At 60.4% G+C, this 19,396-nt stretch carries 18 protein-coding genes and 1 pseudogene; 12 read left to right on the top strand and 7 right to left on the bottom strand.

Annotation, left to right across the window (positions count from 1 at the left end; translation table 11 throughout):
• Positions 1–9: 9 nt before the first annotated feature.
• The 7 genes from ACNHGR_RS20275 (at position 10) to ACNHGR_RS20305 (ending at position 8,840) form a co-directional block, all read left to right on the top strand.
• On the top strand, positions 10–687 hold the full coding sequence (locus ACNHGR_RS20275) for a TetR/AcrR family transcriptional regulator (RefSeq protein ID WP_184274167.1): 678 nt from the start codon (positions 10–12) through the stop codon (positions 685–687).
• 89 nt (positions 688–776) lie between these two features.
• Positions 777–1,124, top strand: a complete 348-nt coding sequence (locus ACNHGR_RS20280) for a c-type cytochrome (protein WP_475288530.1) — start codon at positions 777–779, stop codon at positions 1,122–1,124.
• Positions 1,121–2,740: an FAD-binding oxidoreductase gene (locus ACNHGR_RS20285; RefSeq protein WP_475288532.1), complete on the top strand. Its 1,620-nt coding sequence runs from the start codon at positions 1,121–1,123 to the stop codon at positions 2,738–2,740. Before ACNHGR_RS20280 ends, ACNHGR_RS20285 begins: the two co-directional genes overlap by 4 nt.
• Complete coding sequence (locus ACNHGR_RS20290) at positions 2,737–3,939, top strand: cytochrome P450 (protein ID WP_475288533.1); 1,203 nt, start codon at positions 2,737–2,739, stop codon at positions 3,937–3,939. The genes ACNHGR_RS20285 and ACNHGR_RS20290 overlap by 4 nt, the downstream gene beginning before the upstream one ends.
• A 16-nt stretch (positions 3,940–3,955) precedes the next feature.
• The gene (locus ACNHGR_RS20295; protein ID WP_475288535.1) at positions 3,956–4,999 is read left to right on the top strand and encodes a Rieske 2Fe-2S domain-containing protein; all 1,044 of its coding nucleotides are present in this window, start codon (positions 3,956–3,958) and stop codon (positions 4,997–4,999) included.
• A 49-nt stretch (positions 5,000–5,048) separates the two neighbouring features.
• Positions 5,049–7,490: a TonB-dependent receptor gene (locus tag ACNHGR_RS20300; RefSeq protein WP_475288536.1), complete on the top strand. Its 2,442-nt coding sequence runs from the start codon at positions 5,049–5,051 to the stop codon at positions 7,488–7,490.
• A 234-nt stretch (positions 7,491–7,724) separates the two neighbouring features.
• Positions 7,725–8,840, top strand: coding sequence for an NAD(P)-dependent alcohol dehydrogenase (locus tag ACNHGR_RS20305; RefSeq protein WP_475288538.1), 1,116 nt, complete (start codon positions 7,725–7,727; stop codon positions 8,838–8,840).
• Positions 8,841–8,972: 132 nt separating this feature from the next.
• Here ACNHGR_RS20305 and ACNHGR_RS20310 read toward each other — a convergent pair whose 3' ends face one another.
• Complete coding sequence (locus tag ACNHGR_RS20310) at positions 8,973–9,419, bottom strand: energy transducer TonB (protein WP_475288539.1); 447 nt, start codon at positions 9,417–9,419, stop codon at positions 8,973–8,975.
• Positions 9,420–9,424: 5 nt separating this feature from the next.
• Here ACNHGR_RS20310 and ACNHGR_RS20315 point away from each other — a divergent pair, with 5 nt between their 5' ends.
• Positions 9,425–9,949: a DUF4198 domain-containing protein gene (locus ACNHGR_RS20315; protein WP_475288540.1), complete on the top strand. Its 525-nt coding sequence runs from the start codon at positions 9,425–9,427 to the stop codon at positions 9,947–9,949.
• 32 nt (positions 9,950–9,981) lie between these two features.
• The gene (locus ACNHGR_RS20320; protein ID WP_475288542.1) at positions 9,982–10,470 is read left to right on the top strand and encodes an EF-hand domain-containing protein; all 489 of its coding nucleotides are present in this window, start codon (positions 9,982–9,984) and stop codon (positions 10,468–10,470) included.
• A 96-nt stretch (positions 10,471–10,566) separates the two neighbouring features.
• Here the strand turns inward: ACNHGR_RS20320 and ACNHGR_RS20325 are convergent, their stop codons facing one another.
• Positions 10,567–10,824 carry a hypothetical protein gene (locus tag ACNHGR_RS20325; protein WP_475289504.1) on the bottom strand — a complete coding sequence of 86 codons (258 nt, stop codon included), beginning with the start codon at positions 10,822–10,824 and terminating at the stop codon, positions 10,567–10,569.
• A pseudogene (locus ACNHGR_RS20330) lies at positions 10,818–11,078 on the bottom strand (sulfatase-like hydrolase/transferase); the annotation flags it as partial. The gene ACNHGR_RS20325 and the pseudogene ACNHGR_RS20330, both read right to left, overlap by 7 nt.
• A 147-nt stretch (positions 11,079–11,225) precedes the next feature.
• On the opposite strand from ACNHGR_RS20330, the gene ACNHGR_RS20335 reads away from it, so the two are divergent.
• On the top strand, positions 11,226–11,405 hold the full coding sequence (locus ACNHGR_RS20335) for a hypothetical protein (RefSeq protein ID WP_475288543.1): 180 nt from the start codon (positions 11,226–11,228) through the stop codon (positions 11,403–11,405).
• Positions 11,406–11,502: 97 nt separating this feature from the next.
• On the opposite strand, the gene kdgD is transcribed toward ACNHGR_RS20335, so the two are convergent.
• The 3 genes from kdgD to ACNHGR_RS20350 all read right to left on the bottom strand — a co-directional run bounded on the left by kdgD (position 11,503) and on the right by ACNHGR_RS20350 (position 14,791).
• Complete coding sequence (kdgD, locus tag ACNHGR_RS20340) at positions 11,503–12,438, bottom strand: 5-dehydro-4-deoxyglucarate dehydratase (RefSeq protein ID WP_475288545.1); 936 nt, start codon at positions 12,436–12,438, stop codon at positions 11,503–11,505.
• A 207-nt stretch (positions 12,439–12,645) separates the two neighbouring features.
• Positions 12,646–13,785, bottom strand: coding sequence for a mannonate dehydratase (locus tag ACNHGR_RS20345; RefSeq protein WP_475288546.1), 1,140 nt, complete (start codon positions 13,783–13,785; stop codon positions 12,646–12,648).
• Positions 13,786–13,921: 136 nt separating this feature from the next.
• Positions 13,922–14,791: a LysR family transcriptional regulator gene (locus ACNHGR_RS20350; protein WP_475289475.1), complete on the bottom strand. Its 870-nt coding sequence runs from the start codon at positions 14,789–14,791 to the stop codon at positions 13,922–13,924.
• Between ACNHGR_RS20350 and ACNHGR_RS20355 the strand changes: the two genes are divergently transcribed.
• Positions 14,705–14,908, top strand: a complete 204-nt coding sequence (locus ACNHGR_RS20355) for a hypothetical protein (RefSeq protein ID WP_475289506.1) — start codon at positions 14,705–14,707, stop codon at positions 14,906–14,908. The genes ACNHGR_RS20350 and ACNHGR_RS20355 overlap by 87 nt on opposite strands.
• Positions 14,909–14,920: 12 nt before the next feature.
• Here ACNHGR_RS20355 and ACNHGR_RS20360 read toward each other — a convergent pair whose 3' ends face one another.
• Positions 14,921–16,192 (bottom strand): enolase C-terminal domain-like protein, encoded by a 1,272-nt coding sequence (locus ACNHGR_RS20360; protein WP_475288547.1) that lies wholly within the window; start codon positions 16,190–16,192, stop codon positions 14,921–14,923.
• A 333-nt stretch (positions 16,193–16,525) separates the two neighbouring features.
• On the opposite strand from ACNHGR_RS20360, the gene ACNHGR_RS20365 reads away from it, so the two are divergent.
• Complete coding sequence (locus ACNHGR_RS20365; RefSeq protein WP_475288549.1) at positions 16,526–19,348, top strand: TonB-dependent receptor domain-containing protein; 2,823 nt, start codon at positions 16,526–16,528, stop codon at positions 19,346–19,348.
• The last annotated feature ends 48 nt before the right edge of the window (positions 19,349–19,396 follow it).

Genomic DNA, 19,396 nt, shown 5'->3' on the forward strand with positions numbered 1-19,396 from the left:
GGGGCAGACATGACGAAGTCCGTGACGGATCAGGAGCGGCGTCTGGAGGTTGGAAGAGTCAGACGGGCCAAAACACGTGCAAAAATTGTTGCCGCCGCCTTCGACATGTTCGGTGAGGAAAGCGGTCTTTATGCGCGTATTGAAGAGATCGCCAAACGCGCGGAGATAACGCGCGCAACCTTTTACGATCATTTCACCGGCATGCCCGAATTGCGTGAAGCCGTGACCTATGAGGTCACCCACGATTTTCTCACTGCTGTTACCCGGACTGTTTCCCGCCTGGAAGATCCGCGCGAAAAGGCCGCAGCGGCAATACGTTTCTACCTGAACAAAGTACCCGAAGATGCGCGCTGGGGCTGGTCGATGATCAACCTGAGCGCCAATGGCGTGATCTTCGGCGCAGAAACATTTCGCGAGGCTGAACTGACGGTTGTGGAAGGGATCGAAGCGGGCCTGCTGACGGTCGCATGCAGCGCGATTGGGCGTGATTCGATCCTGGGTACCACCATCGCTGCCATCTCCTCCATGCTGCGAGAAGATCATGGCCCCGAATATCCGGTTCTGATCGTTCAGAGCATATTGATGAGCCTTGGCGTCAGCCGGAGCGATGCGATCGCGATTTCCGAACGGCCACTGCCAGCCCTGTTATTTTCCGACACGCCGACATGCAAAGTTGACAGTTTGTAAGATTGTGATAGTCCCAGCATCAATCTGACATTTTGTCTGATTCATATTGATGCACGACCGGGCATAGTCCGGCGGTCTGGGAGAGTGGGATGCCTGGCTGGGAAGGGCTCCGGCGCCATAATGGCGTGCGGGCGGGGGTGATCTGCGTTCTGGTGGGATTGACGGCGGTGGCATGCGGCCCCGTCGTCAGCGCCGCGCCGAAACCACGATCACCGGAGAAAATCTATGCATCGACGTGCGGCTATTGCCACGGACAGCATGTCGCTCCGGTAATCCGGGGGCGCGCGCTGCCCCACGAAGTGGTGGTCCAGTTCGTCCGGACGGGCCCCGCCGCCATGCCGGCCTTTCGTCAAACGGAGATATCCGACACGGAACTGAAGGCGCTTGCCCAGTGGATCAGTGCATCCAAAGCCGACCCAAAGGAGCATGAGCAATGAGCGGCTTCAGCAGGCGCGATCTCCTGCGCACCGGCGCGGCCGGCGCTGCGGCCTATGCCGCCAGGGCAACTGCCTCTCCCCTTGATGGGCCACGCATGTTGCCGGCGCAACTCGACAAGGGAGCCTTTGCCGCCGCCGTCGGGGAATTGCGGGCCATAGTCGGCGCTGATTGGGTATTCGCCGACGCGGACAGCACACTGCCCTATCTCAAGAGTTTCACCCCTGATCCGCGGCAGGAGCATGTGCCAAGCGGCGCGGTCGCGCCCGCTTCCGTCGAGGAAGTGCAGGCAGTGCTGAAGGTGGCGAACAAATATAAGCTGCCGCTCTGGACCGTCTCCACCGGCAAGAATATGGGCTATGGCTGCGCCACGCCGGCCAGCAGCGGGCAGATGATCCTCGACCTCAAGCGCATGAACAGGATCATCGCGATCGACCCGGATCTGGGCACCGCGCTGGTCGAGCCGGGCGTCACCTATCAGGATCTGCACGACTATCTGACCGAACATGACCTGCCCTACTGGCTCGACGTGCCGACGGTGGGACCGATCGTATCGCCGCTCGGCAACACGCTCGAACGCGGTGTCGGCTACACGCCATATGGCGATCATTTCTTCATGCAATGCGGCATGGAGGTGGTGCTGGCGGATGGCACGATCGTTCGCACCGGCATGGGATCGGTCAAGAATTCGACCACCTGGCAGGCCTTCAAATGGGGATATGGCCCCTATGTCGACGGCATCTTCACCCAGTCGAATTTCGGCGTCGTCACAAAATTGGGCTTCTGGCTCATGCCAAAACCCCCCGCCTTCAAGCCTTTCATGGTGCGCCATGGCGAGATGGCCGATGTTGCCAAGATCGTTGATGCCATGCGCCCCTTCCGCATGAGCAACCTCATCCCCAATGTCGTGCTGATGATGGGCGCGGCCTATCAACTCGCGATGTTCCATCGCCGGGAGGAGGTTTGGGACAAGCCGGAATCGGTCCCCGATGCGGTGATCCGCGACTTCGCCAAGGCGAAGGGGCTGGGTATGTGGAACACCTATTTCGCGCTCTACGGAACCGACGAGATTATCGCTGCCGTCGAACCGATCGTGCGTCGCGCCTTTGAAGCGTCGGGCGGTGAGGTGCTGACCGAGAGGGAGATGGGCGGCAACCTCTGGTTCGAACATCACAAGAATCTGATGAGTGGCAAGCTGACGCTGGAGGAGAAAGGCATCATGCGCTGGCGCGGCGGCGGCATGTGCTGCTTCGCGCCGGTCGCCCCTGCCAAGGGGGAGGAAACCAGCCAGCAGACCGATCTCGCCCAACAGATATTGGGCAAATATGGGCTGGATTATTCAGTCGCCTACGCAATCGGCGGGCGAGAACTGCATCATCTCATCTTCATCCTCTATGACAAGTCCAACCCGGATGAAGAGAAGAAGGCGGATGACTGCATCCGCGAGATGATCACGCGCTTCGGCGAACGCGGCTGGGCCAGTTACCGTACCGGCGTCAACACGATGGACCTTGTAGCGCAGCAATATGGCGAGGCGAACCGCGATCTGAATGCGCGGATCAAGGCCGCGCTCGATCCCAATCACATCCTGTCGCCCGGCAAGCAGGGGATAAGATGAGCATGAGGGAAACCGAATTTTCATCGCCGCCGGCCAGCCCTATCGACCTGTTTGATGATGTGACCCTGTCCGATCCATGGCCGGCCTATCGTCAGTTGCGCGACCTGGGATCGGCGGTCTGGCTGGAACGGACGGGTGTCCATTTCATCGGGCGCTATCTTGATGTGCGGGCGGCGCTCAACGACTGGCGCAGTTTCTCATCGGATCAGGGCATTGGCCTCAATCCCATTATCAACGCCGCCTGGGACGAGGCGCTGATCTGTCAGGACCCGCCCATCCATACCGATCGGCGACGGCTCATCATGGAGGGGCTTGGTCCCGTTGCGCTCAAGCCCGTTGCCGACACCATCGCCGTGCGCGCCGACGCGCTCGCCGCCCGGATCGTCGAAATGGGGGCCTTCGATGCCGTGACGGACCTGGCCCACGACCTGCCCATCGGCGTCGTGATGGATCTGATCGGCTGGCCCGACGATGTGCGCCCGCAATTGCTGAAACTGGCCGAAGGTTCGTGGAATGCAGCCGGACCAGCCAATGCGCGCATGCAGAACGGCCTGACGCGACTTCAGGAGATGATGACCCTCCTCGCCGAGATTTACGACCAGAATCGTGTCACGCCCGGCGGCTTCGCAGCCAGGTTGATCGCGGCGGCGCATCGCGGGGACATCAGCCGGGATACTGCCATCGGCATGCTGGCGGGCTACGTCGTTGCGGCTTTCGAAACGACGATCAGCGCCATGTCCGCGGGCATCTGGTTATTCGCCGAAAACCCTGACGAGTGGGACAAGCTGCGTGCCGATCCGCGGCTCGCCATCGGCGCGGCCAATGAGATCGTCCGCATGGAAACGCCGCTCCAGAATTTCTCGCGGGTCACGACCGGAGACATCGGGCTGCCCGACGGGACCATTCTGCCCAGCGGCGTCAGGGTGATCCTGTCCTATGCCAGCGCCAATCGCGACGAGCGACAGTTTGAGACACCGGACGTTTTTCGCATTGACCGCCGTGAGAGGCAGAATTTGGGTTTTGGCCACGGACCGCATGGCTGCGCCGGCCAGGGGCTTGCGCGGATGGAACTGACCGCAGTCTTCACGGCCCTGGCGCAGCGGGTCAGCCGCTTCGAGATCACCGGGCCGGCGGACCGTGCACTCAACAATATTTCGCGCGCTTTCCGGCGTTTGCCCGCCCGCGCCATTCCATCCTGATCAGGGGAAATTGGTCATGTATCCGTTCAAGCAGGGTAGTTTTGCACCGCGCAATGCCTGGTATGTCGCTGCCTTTTGCGAGGAAATCGGCACAAGCCTGCTGTCCCGCTGGATATTGGGCGAGCCGGTCGTCCTTTATCGCAAGCAGGATGGCACAGCCGTCGCAGTTGGAGGGCGTTGCCCGCACCGCTATTTTCCGTTGGGCGAATCCGCACGGATCGGCGATTCCATCCAGTGCGGCTATCACGGCTTCACTTTCGGCCCTGACGGCCGATGCAGCAAGGTGCCCAGTCAGTCGACGGTGCCGTCGGTATATCGCATCCCGGCCTATCCGCTGGTGGAACGCGGCCTTTGGGCCTTTATCTGGCCGGGCGACCCGGACAAGGCAGATGAAAGCCTGTTGCCGACCGAAGCGGATATGGGCTTCGGCGCCCCCGGCTATCTGTACAAACCCTTCCGTTTCGTGCCTGTGCAGGGCCGCTATCAGTTGCTCAACGACAATCTGCTGGACCTGACACACCTCGGCTATCTGCATGGCACCAGCATCGGCACCAGCGAAAATGCCAGCACGCCCGAAGAGCGGGAGGTGGACGATCGTTCGATCCGCAGCCGTCGGGTCATGAAGGATGCGGAATGTCCGCCTCTGATGGCGGCGGCTGGTGGCTATGACGGCAAGGTCGATCGCATTTCGGCCATGACCTTCTTCGCGCCGGGTTTCCATGCAGGGCTGGACGATACGTTCGTCGTTGCTGGCCATGGCGAGCGGGGCGGCCAATGCATCAACAGCGCCAAGGTCTTTCATGCGGTGACGCCCGCCACCCGGCATGAAACCAATTATTTCTTCGCGCTGGGGGGCACCAGCGAGGCCCAGGTCGATGCGCTCAAACAATCGCTGTGGCCGGTGCTGGACGAAGACATCTTTGCCACGGAGGAAATCGAGAAGATCATCCAGCGCAGCGAGAAACTGCTGCCTGAACTTATGATCCGTAGCGACACGACCACGGTGGAGGGACGCCGCATCCTCCAACGCATGATGGACCTGGAAAGCCAGGCCGACTGACGATCAACATTGGCAATATCCAACAAGAAAATTGCAGGGGAGTAGGACCATGAAAAGCATTTTTTCGACATCTACCGCATTGGCTTCGTTCGCGTTGCCGTTGCTGATGATCATTCCTGCCCATGCGCAGGACACCGGAACCGGCATTGCCGAGATCATCGTCACCGCGCAGAAGCGGGCCGAAAACATACAGGATGTGCCGATCGCCATCACCGCAGTCACGGCAGACGGGCTGAAGAACCAGAATATCAGTTCCGTCGCCGATCTGTCGAAACTGGCGCCCAATGTGCAATTGGATTCGAGCGCGCCGATCTTCTCCTCATCCCAGATCCTGACCGGATTCATCCGCGGCATAGGCCAGAATGACGTGTCCTCCAGCTTGGAGCCGGGCGTGGGCATCTATCTCGATGGCGTCATCCTCGCGCGTTCGATCGGCGCCAATGTGGACCTGCTGGATGTGGAACGGATCGAAGTCCTGAAAGGGCCGCAGGGCACGCTGTTCGGGCGCAACACAATCGGTGGCGCGATTTCGGTGGTGACGCGCGATCCCGCCGCCACGTTCGGGGTGCGGGCCGAAACCACCTATGGCAGCCGCGACCGTTTCGACATGCGCGGTACGGTGGACATCCCGCTCGGGGACACGCTCTTCTCGCAGGTCAGCTTCACCACGAAGAGCCAGAAGGGCTATCAGAAGATCGTTCCTTTCCCGGGCGATACCGGAGTGACTGACGAATATAATCTCAACATCATTCCACGCAACACATCGAACCGCCGTGGCGGAACCGACACCTATACTTTTCGCGGCAAGCTGAAATGGCAGCCGAGCGACGGCCTGACACTCCGCCTCGCGGCGGACTATTCCAAGGCCGACGAGGAAGCCGGCGCGGTTTCGCTGGTCGCGACCGACACCAATCCGCTGGCTGCCGCGCCAACCTATGCCGCCGTCTACAATACATGTGTCAGCGCTCCGCCGGCCCTGTTCGGCACCGGCGGGCCGCTCGCCTTTCTGGCGCCGATCTGCGGGCCACGCGGCGGCGGCGTGCCGGGCGGCGCTGCGCTGCCGGGGCTGGCAGGCTATAATTTCACCAACAACCCGCCCCGCCTGACCTTTGGCGACCAATATATCACTGATGACATCGACACGACTTATGCCAATGGTGCCAATCGTTCGCTGGTCCGGACATGGGGCCTGACCGGGCAGGTCGACGTTGAACTCACCGACCGTGTCGCCCTGAAGTCGATCACCGGCTATCGTGAGGTCAAGGCGGATCTTGCCAATGACATTGACGGCGCGCCGATGATGATTGCCACGACGCTGTCGCGCCTGCGTGAAAAGCAGTTCTCGCAGGAGCTGCAATTCAATATCGATGCGTTCGATAATCGTCTGAAATCAGTCTTCGGCCTCTATTATTTTCGTGAGAAGAATCAAAATCTGGAAAATGCATATCTGTCCGAGGGGCTGGGGCAATTTTACGGCCCCTATCAAAATGACAATAAGTCCTATGCCGTATACACCCATAATGGTTTCGCGCTGACCGACCAGTTCAGCCTGACGCTGGGTGCCCGCTATACCAAGGACAAGAAGAGATTTTCCGCGGGTCAGTCCGACCTCAACCTGTCATTGCTGAAACTGGGTCTGTTCACGCCCGATCAATTGCCCGATCCCGGCGATCCGACCCTTCTCTATCCGCTGGGCGAACGAAATGACAGCTATGACAATTTTTCGGTCCGCCTGGGCGCGGAATATAAGGTCACGCGCGACATCATGCTTTATGGCTCCTTCGCGCAGGGCTTCAAGTCCGGCGGTTACACCACCCGCCTGTCGATCCCTACGCCGGGCAATGTCGCACCGCGCTTCGACCCCGAACGGGCTGACACCTATGAGATCGGCGCGAAGACGCAATTTCTCGACCGGCGCCTGCAACTCAATCTGGCGGCTTTCCACACCGACTATAAAAATCTTCAGATTACCGTGGTCCGCGGCATTTCTCCCTTCATCCAGAATGCCGGCAAGGCGAAGATCGATGGCGTCGAACTGGAAATGATCGCACGACCCATTCCCGAAATCCGCCTGAACGGCAGCATCGGTTATATCGACGCGCGCTATACCGAACTTGATCCCGGCGTCACCTTCACGACTGACGATCGGTTCGTGAACACGCCGAAATGGACCGCGTTCATCGGTGCGGATGTCGACCTGTTCGAGGCGGTCGATGGCACGGTCACTGCCCATGGTGACTATAGCTACAAAAGCAGCATGGCGCGCGACGCCGTCAACACGCCTGCTCTGATTGCCCGGCCACAGAATATCGCCAATGCCTCGTTACGCTGGACGCGCGCCGACGAACTGCTGGAATTCAAGCTGGGCGTCTTGAACCTGACCGACGAGCGCTACATCGTGACGGGTACACAGGTCGACGCGGTGGGCGCCACGACCGTCACCTATTCACGGCCACGCGAATATTACGCCACCGTCAGTATCAAATATTGACCGCCAAGGCCGGAGCCGGGGCAAGGCCCTGCTCCGGTCCGGCAAATAAGGCAGCGGGAACCGATGACTTTCCAACAGCACGGGTCGCAGGGGGAGCGTCCGTAACCGGGGGCGTCCGAACAGTCATCTTTGTCCGGCTCGGCCATGGCCATCGCGGGAAAAATCCCTATATCATTGGACATTAATGTGCATGTCGGCAGGGAAATCTGCGTGCGCATAGGAGAAGGACCAATCATGACTATCGCCAGAGCCGCCATTTGCCGGGGTAACAGCCAGCCATTCGCTATTGAGGATGTCACGCTGGATTCATTGCGGCCTGACGAACTGCGCGTGCGGATTGTCGCCTGCGGCATCTGTCATACCGATCTGGCCGTACGCGACGCGCAGCTGCCGGTGCCGCTTCCGATCGTGCTGGGCCATGAAGGAGCGGGCATCGTTGAAGAGGTGGGCAATGCTGTAACGATCGCTCGGCCTGGTGATCGCGTGGTGATGAGCTTCAACTCTTGCGGTCACTGCCCCAGTTGCGCGGTCGAAGCACCCACCTATTGCTATGAATTTTTCGCCCATAACTGGTCGGGCGTCCGTGCCGACGGCACTGCTACCTTGTCCCAGAACGGGGTGCCCTTGAACGGCAACTTCTTTGGCCAGTCGGCCTTCGCTACCCATGCGATCGCGCATCAACGCAATGTGGTGCGCGTGCCGGATACGATGGACGGGGTACCGCTCGATATTCTCGCGCCCATTGGGTGCGGATTGATGACTGGGGCGGGTGCCGTGTTGCGGGCGATGAAAGTACGGGCCGGCCTTCCCATCGCGATCTGGGGTGCAGGTACGGTCGGCATGGCGGCCATCATGGCGGCGAGGATCGCCGGCGCGGACCCCATCATTGCCATCGACATGCATGATTCGCGTCTCGATCTGGCAAAGGAACTTGGCGCGACGCATGTCATCAATGGACGCGACGACATCGTTGCCCAGATCCGTGCCCTGTGTCCGGCGGGTCTGGCTTACGCGTTCGACACGACCGGTATCAATAAATTGATCGAGCAGGCGGTGTCATTACTTGCGCCGATGGGTGTCGCCGGGATCGTCGGCGCGTCTGATCCGACCGACATGATCAGCTTCAATGAGGCGGCCTTCATGGGGGGAGGACGTCGGATCATGGGCATCCTTGGCGGTGATAGCGACTTGCAGGGCTTCCTTCCGGAACTGATGGAACATTATCGAGCGGGACGCTTCCCATTCGATCGCTTGATCAACTATTTTGAATTTGATCAGATCAATGAAGCTGTTGCGGCGAGTGAAAGCGGCGAAGTTGTCAAGCCGGTACTGAGAATTTCACGTGAATGACCTTTCGGACGGCGAATTTCATGTTTGGGAGGACAGGCTTGCTGACAATGCGGTTCTGATCGGAACCGATTGTCATTCCATCACCCGATTTCTTTCATATGATCTCACGCAAAGGCAAATATATGATAGAGATCAGGCCGGTAGGGTGAAGATGATCGGGGCTGTGAACTCCATGCGCTCGCCGGGCAATTCGGCCGGCGCGCGCGGATAGGGTGAGGCCCGGCGCAGCATCGCTTCGGCCTCCTCATCCAGCACGGCATTGCCCGATCCCTGGATAACCGCACCGTCCAGCAACATGCTGGCGCGATCAAGGACAAAGCGGACCTGCACCTGTCCCTCTTCGCGCCGCATCCGGGCGCGGCGGGGATAGATTTTATGGGCGTAGAGCCAGGACCGGACCTTGGCGGCATAGCTGCGGCTGGTGCCCGGCGGCGCCTTGGCGTCAAGGCCGTCGGCCGCGTCGCGTCGCGCAGGGGATGCTGCCGATAGAGAAGCGGCGGCGGCCATGGCAGGGCGATTGGGCTGGGACGCGGCCGGGGCGGCACTGGCAGAGGGCGCGACGACCGGCTGGACCGGCATAGAGAGTGGCGATCCCTGCCGATGGCACCTATCGCGTGACCAGCGGCCAGCGGGCCGGGCGCAAGGGCAAGATGTTCAAGGTCGGCGACAAGTGGGAAATGCGTGGTGAGGGCGGCGAACCGCCCGCCAATGCCGAGCAGGTCGATGTGCAGAGCATGACGCTGGCCGACGCCTATATAACCCGTGGCCAGCCGACCGATGCAGCGCTCAGACCCTCGGGCAAGGCGCTGGAAATTCAGGCGATCACCCATCGCAACGGTATCGTCGCCGGATCGGATGCCAGCTTCGCATTGCTGTTCGACGGCAAGCCGCTCCCGAAAACCGACATCACCCTGTTCCGCAGCGCCGGCCTTTATGACGGGCGCAAAGTGGTGGGGCAGGTCAAAAGCGGCGCTGATGGCCGCTTCAGCCTGAAGCCCGAGGATGCCGGCACCTACCTGATTCTGGTACGTCATCGCGGCGCGGTGCCGGCCGGGTCCGAGACGCCTTATCGCAGCTATACCTACACCTTGACCTTCGACGCGGCCTGATCGCCACGCCCCTCCCATTCAACGGAGCCAACATGAAAATCCACCTGCCCCTTGCCGCCGCCCTGCTTGCGATCGCCGGTACCGCCGTCGCGGCCCCGCATGGAGGATCGGCATTCATCCACGATTATGACGCCGATCATGATGGCCAGGTCACACGCGCCGAGTTCAACGCCGGCCGCGTCGCCCGCTTCAAGGCGACCGATGCCAACGGCGACGGCTGGGTGTCTGAAGAGGAATATGTTGGCGAATATCATACCCGGCTGGAGCAGCAACTCGCCGCATCAGACCGTAGCGAGCACAAGAAGACCGAGGAACGTCAACGCCAGATGCGCCAGGTCCATGTCCGCTTCGGCGTGCTGGACAAGGACAAGGACGGCAAGATGACCCATGCCGAATATGATGCCTCGGGTACGCGCGCCTTTGTCGAACAGGATAATGACAAGGACGGCATCGTGACCGCCGCCGACGCCGCGGCGACGGCCGCGCGCCAGCTTGCCGCGCGGGAAAAGGCTGGCCGCTAACTGCGGTGACGTTCCGGAGGGGCGCCGGCGCAACATCCATGAGCGGCGCGATATATGAAGCGAGCGGCTTCTAGGCTATCGTCCGGCGCGCTCCCTTTACTTCTTTACGCTGTCTTGTGCAGTTGGGGTCGCCGGCATGACCACGCCCTTGGCGCTGGCACAGCTGGTCCAGTCGCCGCTCAATTCCTGAAGCTTTGCCGGCTCACTGGCGGCGAGGTCATGGGTTTCCGCCGTATCTTTTGCCACATTGAACAACTGCCAGACGCCGGTGCCCACGCCATTGCGGGGATAAGTGGTCGCGGACGTCGGCAGGTAAACGGCCTTCCAATCGCCCTTGCGCAGTGCACGGCGCAAGTGGGGGCGATATCAAAGCCGGTGAAGCGGACGCCACCATTAGCGATAGCATCTAGATTGGGCGTCGCAATTTCGCCGCCGAACGCCCCCAAATCGGACCAGCCAAGATCGTCAGCAACGATCTGCAGGAAGTTCGGCTGGCGCGCCGTTGCAGCCGGTGTGGCGGGTGCAGACCTATCCTGCGCTACGGCCGGTACAGCGGCGGACAAAGCAGTGGTGGCCAATAAGATATATGTTTTCAGTATTTTATTCATCCTCTGCAGGTGGTGAGGCCAAGGCCGCAATCGGCAAGGCATCCGGCTGGGAGGCGGAGGTCTATTGGGGGGGCGGACTATCGCCATCGCTCCAACTATTACACGACAGCTAGCCTGTCCCGCTATTCGTTGATCCCGGGATATGCCTTGCTCAATGCTCGCATTGGCGTACGTGCGCTGGACGGCGTCGTAGATCTCCAGTTGTGGAGGCGTAATCTGTTCGACAAGGATTATTATCAGAGCCTCTCGGCCGGCAATACCGGTGCGATAACCGGGACGCTCGGCGATCCGCGGACCTATGGCGTGACGTTGCGAACGTGTTTCTAATTGATATTTGCTATATAATGCCGCGAAAATCAGGTGATGGCGTCCAGGCCGGTGGCGCTTCAGCGCGCGAATCCGGCCCGTTCGCGTTCGACGGCCGTCATGTCAGGCCGACGAACGGCGCGTTCGCCTTGGCGATCAGGGCGTCGAGATCGGCCTGTTCACTGGCGCTGAGGTTCGTCAGGGGCAGGCGTACGGGGCCGGCGTCGCGCCCGACCGACTTCAACCCAGCCTTGACGATAGACACCGCATAACCTTTGCCCCGATCGCGAATTTTCAGATATGGGAGCACGAATTCGTTCAGGCCTTTCATGACAGCCGCATGATCTTTCGCCCTGACTGCCTTGTAGAATGCGACAGCCCATTGCGGCATGAAATTGTAGATGGCTGACGAATAGGTGGTCACGCCCATTTCCAGATAAGGCATGGCATAGGTTTCGGCTGTCGGCAGGCCGCCGATATAGGTCATGCGATCGCCAAGCTTGGCATAGACGCGCATCATCAGTTCCAGATCGCCGACGCCGTCCTTGAAGCCGACCAGATTGGGGCAGCGGTCGGCCAGTTGCGCCAGTTCGTCTTCCTGCAACACGGCATTGGCGCGATTATATTGGATGACGCCGATGGAAACCGACTTGCAGACCGCCTCGATATGGGCGGCCAACCCCTCCTGCTTCGACCCGATGAGGTAGGGCGGTAGCAGCAGGATGCCGTCAGCGCCGGCCCGTTCGGCGGCCTGTGCCATTTCGATGGCCATACTGGTCCCATAACCCGCACCGGCGATCACCGGGACGCGGCCTGCCGTCTCCGCCACCGCTGCGCGCACAACGCGATCGACCTCGCCCGGCGTCAGAGCAAAAAATTCGCCGGTTCCACCAGCCGCAAAGAGCGCTGCGACTTCATGTTCCAGCATCCATGCGCAATGGTCACGAAAATTGGATTCGATAAATTGGAAATTATCGTCAAAATGGGTGACCGGAAAAGTCAGAAGCCCCTCGCCAATGATCTTGGCCATCTCGATCGGCGTCATTTTCGTCATTTCTGATCCTCTATTAGCAGCGCTACCGATCATATCGACGATCGAAATGGCGAATTGACCGGAGCAAGATGAAAGGCTCCGAACATCCGACCTATGTTCAATCATGAATTCGATGTGGCGCTTGTCCAGTTAACGTGACTAGCCCATATCAACGATACTGCATGCATCTATTGCTGTATCCATTGATACAATTTCGGTATTGTTAGATTAGCGCGCCAGCATGCGGTCCGCCGCCTGCATTAGGCCGCGTATGTGGCCATAGGCAAAGGCGAAGCTTTGCAGGGCGGCGTCGGGTTTGCCCGGCACTTCAGGGACATGATCGGGCATCAGCATCCCGTCATAGTCGATTTCATGATAAGTCATCAGCGCGCGGAACATGTCGACATCGCCTTCGTCGGGAAAGGCTTCCCGGAAATGGCCCCGGCCACCCACGATATTGCGGAAATGGACATTGAAGATCTTGCCGCGCGATCCGAACCAGCGGATCACGTCGAAAATCTCCTCCGCCGGGCGTAGCAGATTCTCGCTGATGGTGCCCTGGCAGAAATTGAGGCCATGATAGGCGCTCGGCCGCATCTGGACGAACCGTTTCAGCCCGTCGATCGTGCCCAGAACGCGATGGACGCCCTGATAGCCTTCCGGGGGCGTGCCGGGATCGTGCGGGTGACAGGCAATGCGAACCTTATGCTCCTCCGCGACCGGGACCACATGCTCCAGGAAATAGGAAATCCTTTCCCAGAAGCTGTCCTCGCTCACCTGCCCGGCGCGGGTCAGCGGCGTGGGCGGTGTTGCCTTGCTCGCGTCCCAGGCGCCGAACATCGCGTCGCCGCGTCCCTGCACATGACCGGTGCGCAAGACGCCCAGGATGCTCATATTATATTTGATGCAGGGGATGCCCGCGGCAGCACAATTACGGATGAGGGTCTGAAATTCGGCGATGTCGCGGTCACGCTGAGGGCTGTCGGCCAGCATGATGGCCGGTCGGGCTTCGCGGTCGATATGGGATGACGGCAACATGACGGGATCGAGGATCGACAGGACGAGCTTATGCTTGTCGGCCAGATCGCGCAGTTCGGTCAGTTCCTCGACGGTGGAATAGGAACGGCTTTCCGACGTCCTGGCGCGGGCACAGACATGCGTGACGCCATAGCGGGCGAGAAAGGCGAAATGCTCGTCGGTGGCAGGCCCGCTCTGGCAACCCAGTTTCAGGCGTAACGGCCCGTTGCGCCGCGCCAGTTGAAGGGTAGGGGGCAGGGGTTGGCTGATTGCGGCCTGCGCGACCGGTGTCGACATGGCGGCCATGGCACCGCCCGTGCCGATGGCCGCAAGAAATTCACGCCTCTCCATCCCATTCTCCCCTATGGTTTCGATCGCGCGCTGCCCGGCCATCGGAGCCGGGCGCGGCGTTTCTGTGCGGGATCATGCTATCGGTTGGCTTTGACCGCTGCCCACTCTTTTAAGGGCATCGATTGATAGCGAATGTCTATTGATCCCGGATCGCAAGGCTTGGCATTACATCAGATGCATCCCAGGCGCGCAAATGGCTCAACAGGCGCGCTAGGGCCGGATTGTCGTTTTCGCGCCGCCATGCCGCGTGTAGTTCGACGATCGGCTGCGCGTCCTCCAGCGGCGTGAACACGACATCGTCGGGATGCAGCCGCACCGATGTTTCCGGCACGATCGCAAAGCCATGGCCGGCGCTGACCAGCATCAGGATCGAATGGATCTGTGCCAGATGCTGCACCAGCCGGGGAACGGCGCGTGCGCTGGCCAACAGGCCCGTCAACAGATCGTGGAAATAGCGCGCCTTGTCGGGCGCATACATGATGAGCGGCAAGCCATCGAAATCCGCCAGTTTTTTCGGGCGATCGGTTTCGGGCACCGACGCATGGGAGCAGATGATGAAGCGTTCCTGCAAGACCGGCAGCACCTCCAGTTCGGTGCGGCGGATCGGGGGGCGCAAAAGGCCCAAGTCAAGCCTGCCGGACAGAAGATTGTCCATCTGCTCGCCACTCACCATTTCCTTCAGGAAGAAATGCAGGCCGGGCAAGTTGGTTTGCGCATGGCTCATGAAGCGGGGCAGGAAACTATAGCCGGAGGCCGCCGTGAACCCCAGCGTGACCATGCCTTCATTGCCCTGGGCGGCAACCTGCGCGACGGTGACGGCACCTTCGGCCATTTCGATGATGCGGTTGGCTTCCGCAAAGAAAGCCGATCCGGCCGCGGTCAGCTTCACGGATCGGCTGCTGCGCTGAAACAGGTCGACATGAAGGATGCGTTCAAGGATCTGGATGTGGCGCGTGACTGGCGGTTGGGTCATGTTCAGCCGGGCCGCAGCCCGACCGAAGTGCAATTCTTCGGCAACGGCGACGAAACAGCGCAACTGGATCAATTCGAACATGGCGCACTCCTGCCGATCGCCGGCGCCATGGCTGGACGGACCGTGGGGCCGGTCAAGCCATGGCGGTAATATGGTCCCGTTTTAATATCGGGGTTTGCTCTGGATGAAAGCAGGATCATATTTTCGCATCTGGGCCGCATCGTCGCGGGACCGGATGGAAATCCTCTCGAACGTCGCATTGGCCCTTGCCAACCGCTCCTGATCGATCGTGACGCCTAGTCCCGGCGCGCCGCTCACACGGATGCAGCCGTCGATAAAATCGATCTTGCCGCCTGCGATCACCTCATCGTCATCTTCTACCCAGGGATAATGGGTATCGCAGGCATAGGTCAGGTTGGGCGTGGCGGCCGCCAGATGGGCCATGGCCATCAGGCTGATGCCCAGATGAGAATTGGAATGCATCGATACGCCCAGGCCGAACGTGCGGCATGCGACGCCGAGCGCCTGGCTTTCGCGCAGCCCTCCCCAATAATGGTGATCGGACAGGACGATCTGGACCGCGTCGATGGCGACGCTGCGCCGCAATTCGTCGAAATCCGTGACGACCATGTTGGTCGCCAGCGGCAGGCCGGAGCGGCAATGCAGTTCTGCCATCGCCTCCAGGCCGCCCACCGGGTCTTCATAATATTCGATCAGCGGTCCCAGCCGGTCTGCGCATCGGATGGCGGTATCCATCGCCCAGGCGCCGTTCGGATCGATCCGCAACGGCAAACCCGGGAAGGCGGCTGCCAGTGCCTCTATGCTGGCGACTTCTATGTCAGGCGGCAATGTGCCGGCCTTCAGCTTGATGCTGGAAAAACCGTGCAGGTCGATCATCCGCCGGGCCTGGGCGACGATCTGTTCCGGGGTCAGCGCTTCGCCCCACGCGTCGGGGGCTTCCTCTGGCTCGATGTGCCGGCCATATTTGAAGAAAAGATAGGCGCTGAACGGAACGTCTTGCCGCACGGCGCCACCCAGCAGTGCGTGTAGCGGCACGCCCGCCTGTTGCGCTTGAAGGTCGAGGAACGGCACTTCGAACGCCGACAGGCAGTTGGCGACCTGCTTCGCCGGATGGGAGCCTGGGGCCAGTTCGGCGCCGGGTGCTGCGCTGGGAAGGCTGGTCACTGCCTGCTCCACGATCCGCCGCAGTCCGTTCAGGTCGAATATGTCGGCACCCGGGATTTGCTCCGCGACCGCGCGAATGGCGCTCAGTGCTGCCGCATCGCCATAGCTTTCCCCCAGGCCGATCAGGCCCTGCTCCGTCTCGACTTCCAATATGGAGCGCAGGGCATAGGGTTCGTGGATACCCGCAGCGTTGAGCAGCGGCGGATCTCGAAAGGCAATGGGCGTAACCCGCACTGCGGTAACTTTCATCTCACTCTCCCATTCGGTATTGTTTGATACTGAATGGCAGCAGTTTTTTATCCTATCAATGCTAATTCTATATCAAACGATAAGGTGTGGACTTATTGGAGGTTCGTCGTCGCAGGCCTGTTTCGCCGCCGCGCATAATCCGGCGCGACCATTTCGATACAGACAAGCCGCGCCGATCGATTGCGAGGGGGCAATGTCATAAGCCTATCGATGTGTCTGGCGTATTGATTGATTGCGCCTGTGCATTGGACCTGCGTAACTGATGGGCGGACAACGTGCCTTGGGAAAAGCTGCGAAAAGACGGCTTTGCTTAGGAAAAAAGAGGGGATACTGATGAACCTGAAATTCGGCCTGTATCTGTCAGGTTGCGCCGCGTCCGTACTCGTTTTCGCCCATGTTGGCATGGCGCAGGACAATGCCCCGCAAGATGTCGATACGCAGGATGCGCAACCCGCTGCATCTGCGGTCAAGGCGTCGGTTGCCGACATCATCGTGACCGGTTCGCGCGTGAAGCGCGATGGCTATGATGCGCCAACGCCGCTGGCCGTAGTCGGGGCGGACCAGATCCAGAAGTCGGCTCCGGCCAACATCGCCGACGTCGTCAACCAGATGCCGCAACTGTCGCCCAGCTCCACACCGCGTACCGGCAATGGGTCCACCAGCACGGGCACGGCGGGCCTCAACCTGCTCGATCTGCGCGGCCTTGGTGCAAACCGGACATTGGTCCTGGTCGATGGCCAACGGGTCGCACCATCGACGCAGACAGGTGCCGTCGACGTCAACAATATCCCTTCGGCTCTGCTATCCCGTGTCGACGTCGTCACTGGTGGTGCCTCGGCTGCTTATGGTTCAGATGCAGTTGCAGGCGTCGTCAACTTCATCATCGATCAGAAATTCGAAGGGCTGAAAGCCAATCTGATGGGCGGCATCACCGACCGCAACGACAATGAGAACTGGATGGGATCGGTCGCACTTGGCAAGAGTTTTGCAGACAACCGTGGCCATATCCTGTTATCCTACGAGCATCAGTATGAAAAGGGGATCGACTATCTCGATCCGTCCAAGCGCGACTGGTATGATTTCAGCTATCTCGTCCCAAATCCCGCCTATGTCGCCGGCAATGGTCAGCCACGCCAGATCGTCGCCAATCACGTATATTATAATAATGTCGCGCAGGGCGGTGTCATCACGACGACCAGCCTGGCGGGAACCCAGTTCGGGCAGGGCGGGCAGCCCCTGCCGTTCAACTATGGCACCATCGCCGGCAATTTCATGATCGGCGGCAACGCCTGGAATGAAGGCAATGTCGTCGCTCTGTCGCCCCGGATCAACCGCAATACCTTGTGGGGCCGGGTGAGCTACGACTTTTCCGACGCCCTGCATGCTTCGCTGGAGGCATCCTATGGCAAGACGCATACCACCGGCAGTGCCGGCTATCAGCGTTATCAGGGCAATCTGACCATGTCGGCATCCAATCCCTATTTGCCGGAATCGGTCCGCGACGCGGCGACTGCGGCGGGCGTCACATCCTTCCGCTACGGCTATTCCAGCTTTGATCTCGGGCGGCCGATCAACGATATCAAGCGCGACAATCTGCGTATCGTCGGCACGCTGGGCGGTGACCTTGGCGGCAGCTGGAGCTGGTCGGCCTATTATCAATATGGCCGGTCGAACATTGATGTTGCGTTGCGCAACACGACCAATGTCGCCAATTTCAACCGCGCGATCGACGCCGTTCTCGATCCTGCAACGGGCCGGATCACCTGCCGATCGACCCTGACCGATCCGACCAACGGCTGCCAGCCGCTCAATATCTTCGGCATCGGTGTCGCAGACCCTGCGGCCATCGCCTATGTAAAGGGGACCGCGACCCAGCATACCCAGATCACGCAGAAGGTCGCGGCTCTCGCGATCAATGGCGAACCCTTCGATCTGTGGGCCGGCCCGGTGTCGTTGGCTGCCGGCTTCGAGCATCGCGAAGATTATGCCAAGGCAACCGGTGATGCCGTGTCCCAGACTAACGGCTGGTATACCGGCAACTTCAAGACCAATCGCGGCGGTTACAAGGTCAATGAAGGCTTTGCGGAAATCGTGGTTCCCTTGCTGCGTGACAGCGGCGTCGGAAAATCAGCCGATTTCAACGGCGCAGTCCGTATCACCGACTATAGCACGTCTGGACGTGTCGAGACGTGGAAGCTGGGCCTGACCTACGAACCGATTCCCGACATCAAGCTGCGCGGGGTGCTCAGTCGTGATATTCGTGCGCCCAGCATCAGCGAACTCTATCTGGCCGGCGCGACGCAGGCGCTCGACATCATCGATCCTGCCAATGGGGGCAACACTTTCCGTATCCAGCAGGTCACGGATGGCAACACCAGCCTGATGCCGGAAAAGGCGGACACGCTCAGCCTGGGGGCTGTGGTGCGCCCGCGCTTCCTGCCCGGCTTCAGCGCTTCCTTCGACTATTATAATATCCGGGTGAAGGATGCGATCACAACGCTGGCGCTGAACGACATCGCCGCCCGCTGCTATGCGGGCGAAACGGCGATGTGCAGTTTCATCACCCGCGATTCCGACGGGATCATCACGACTGTCCGGCGTATTCCGATCAATGTGGCCACGCTCAAGGTTCGTGGTTTCGACATTGATGCATCCTATCGCCTGCCGCTCGACACCATATTCGCCGAGGCCAGCGGGCAGATATCCTTGCGCTTCCTCGCGACGCGCGCTCTGGAATATTCCTTCACCAACAACGGGATTACCAATGAATCGGTGGAGGAAAATGGCGGCCCCAATGCCAATCCGTCGATCCCGCGCTGGCGCACATATACGACGCTTGGCTATGATGATGACGCGGCCTCGCTGCAACTGACCCTGCGGACCGTCAGTTCGGGCGTCTACGACCGGGCGTGGGTGTCGGGTGTCGACATCGACCGCAACTATATTGCCGGCGCCAAATATGTGGATCTGTCCGGCAGCTATCGCCTGTTCGGCAGCAAGCAGCGCAATGCGGAAATCTATTTCAAGGTCGACAACCTGTTCGACAAGGACCCGCCGGTCGCTGCGCTCAACAATGGCAGCGGCTTGCAGACGAACCCGACCCTCTATGAAGTCCTTGGCCGCGCCTATCGCCTGGGCGTCAGGGTGCGATATTGAGGTCGCGATAAAGAAACCAGACGAAGCCGCCGCAATGCCATGTTCCGA

Source organism: Sphingobium sp. RS1 (assembly GCF_056156825.1).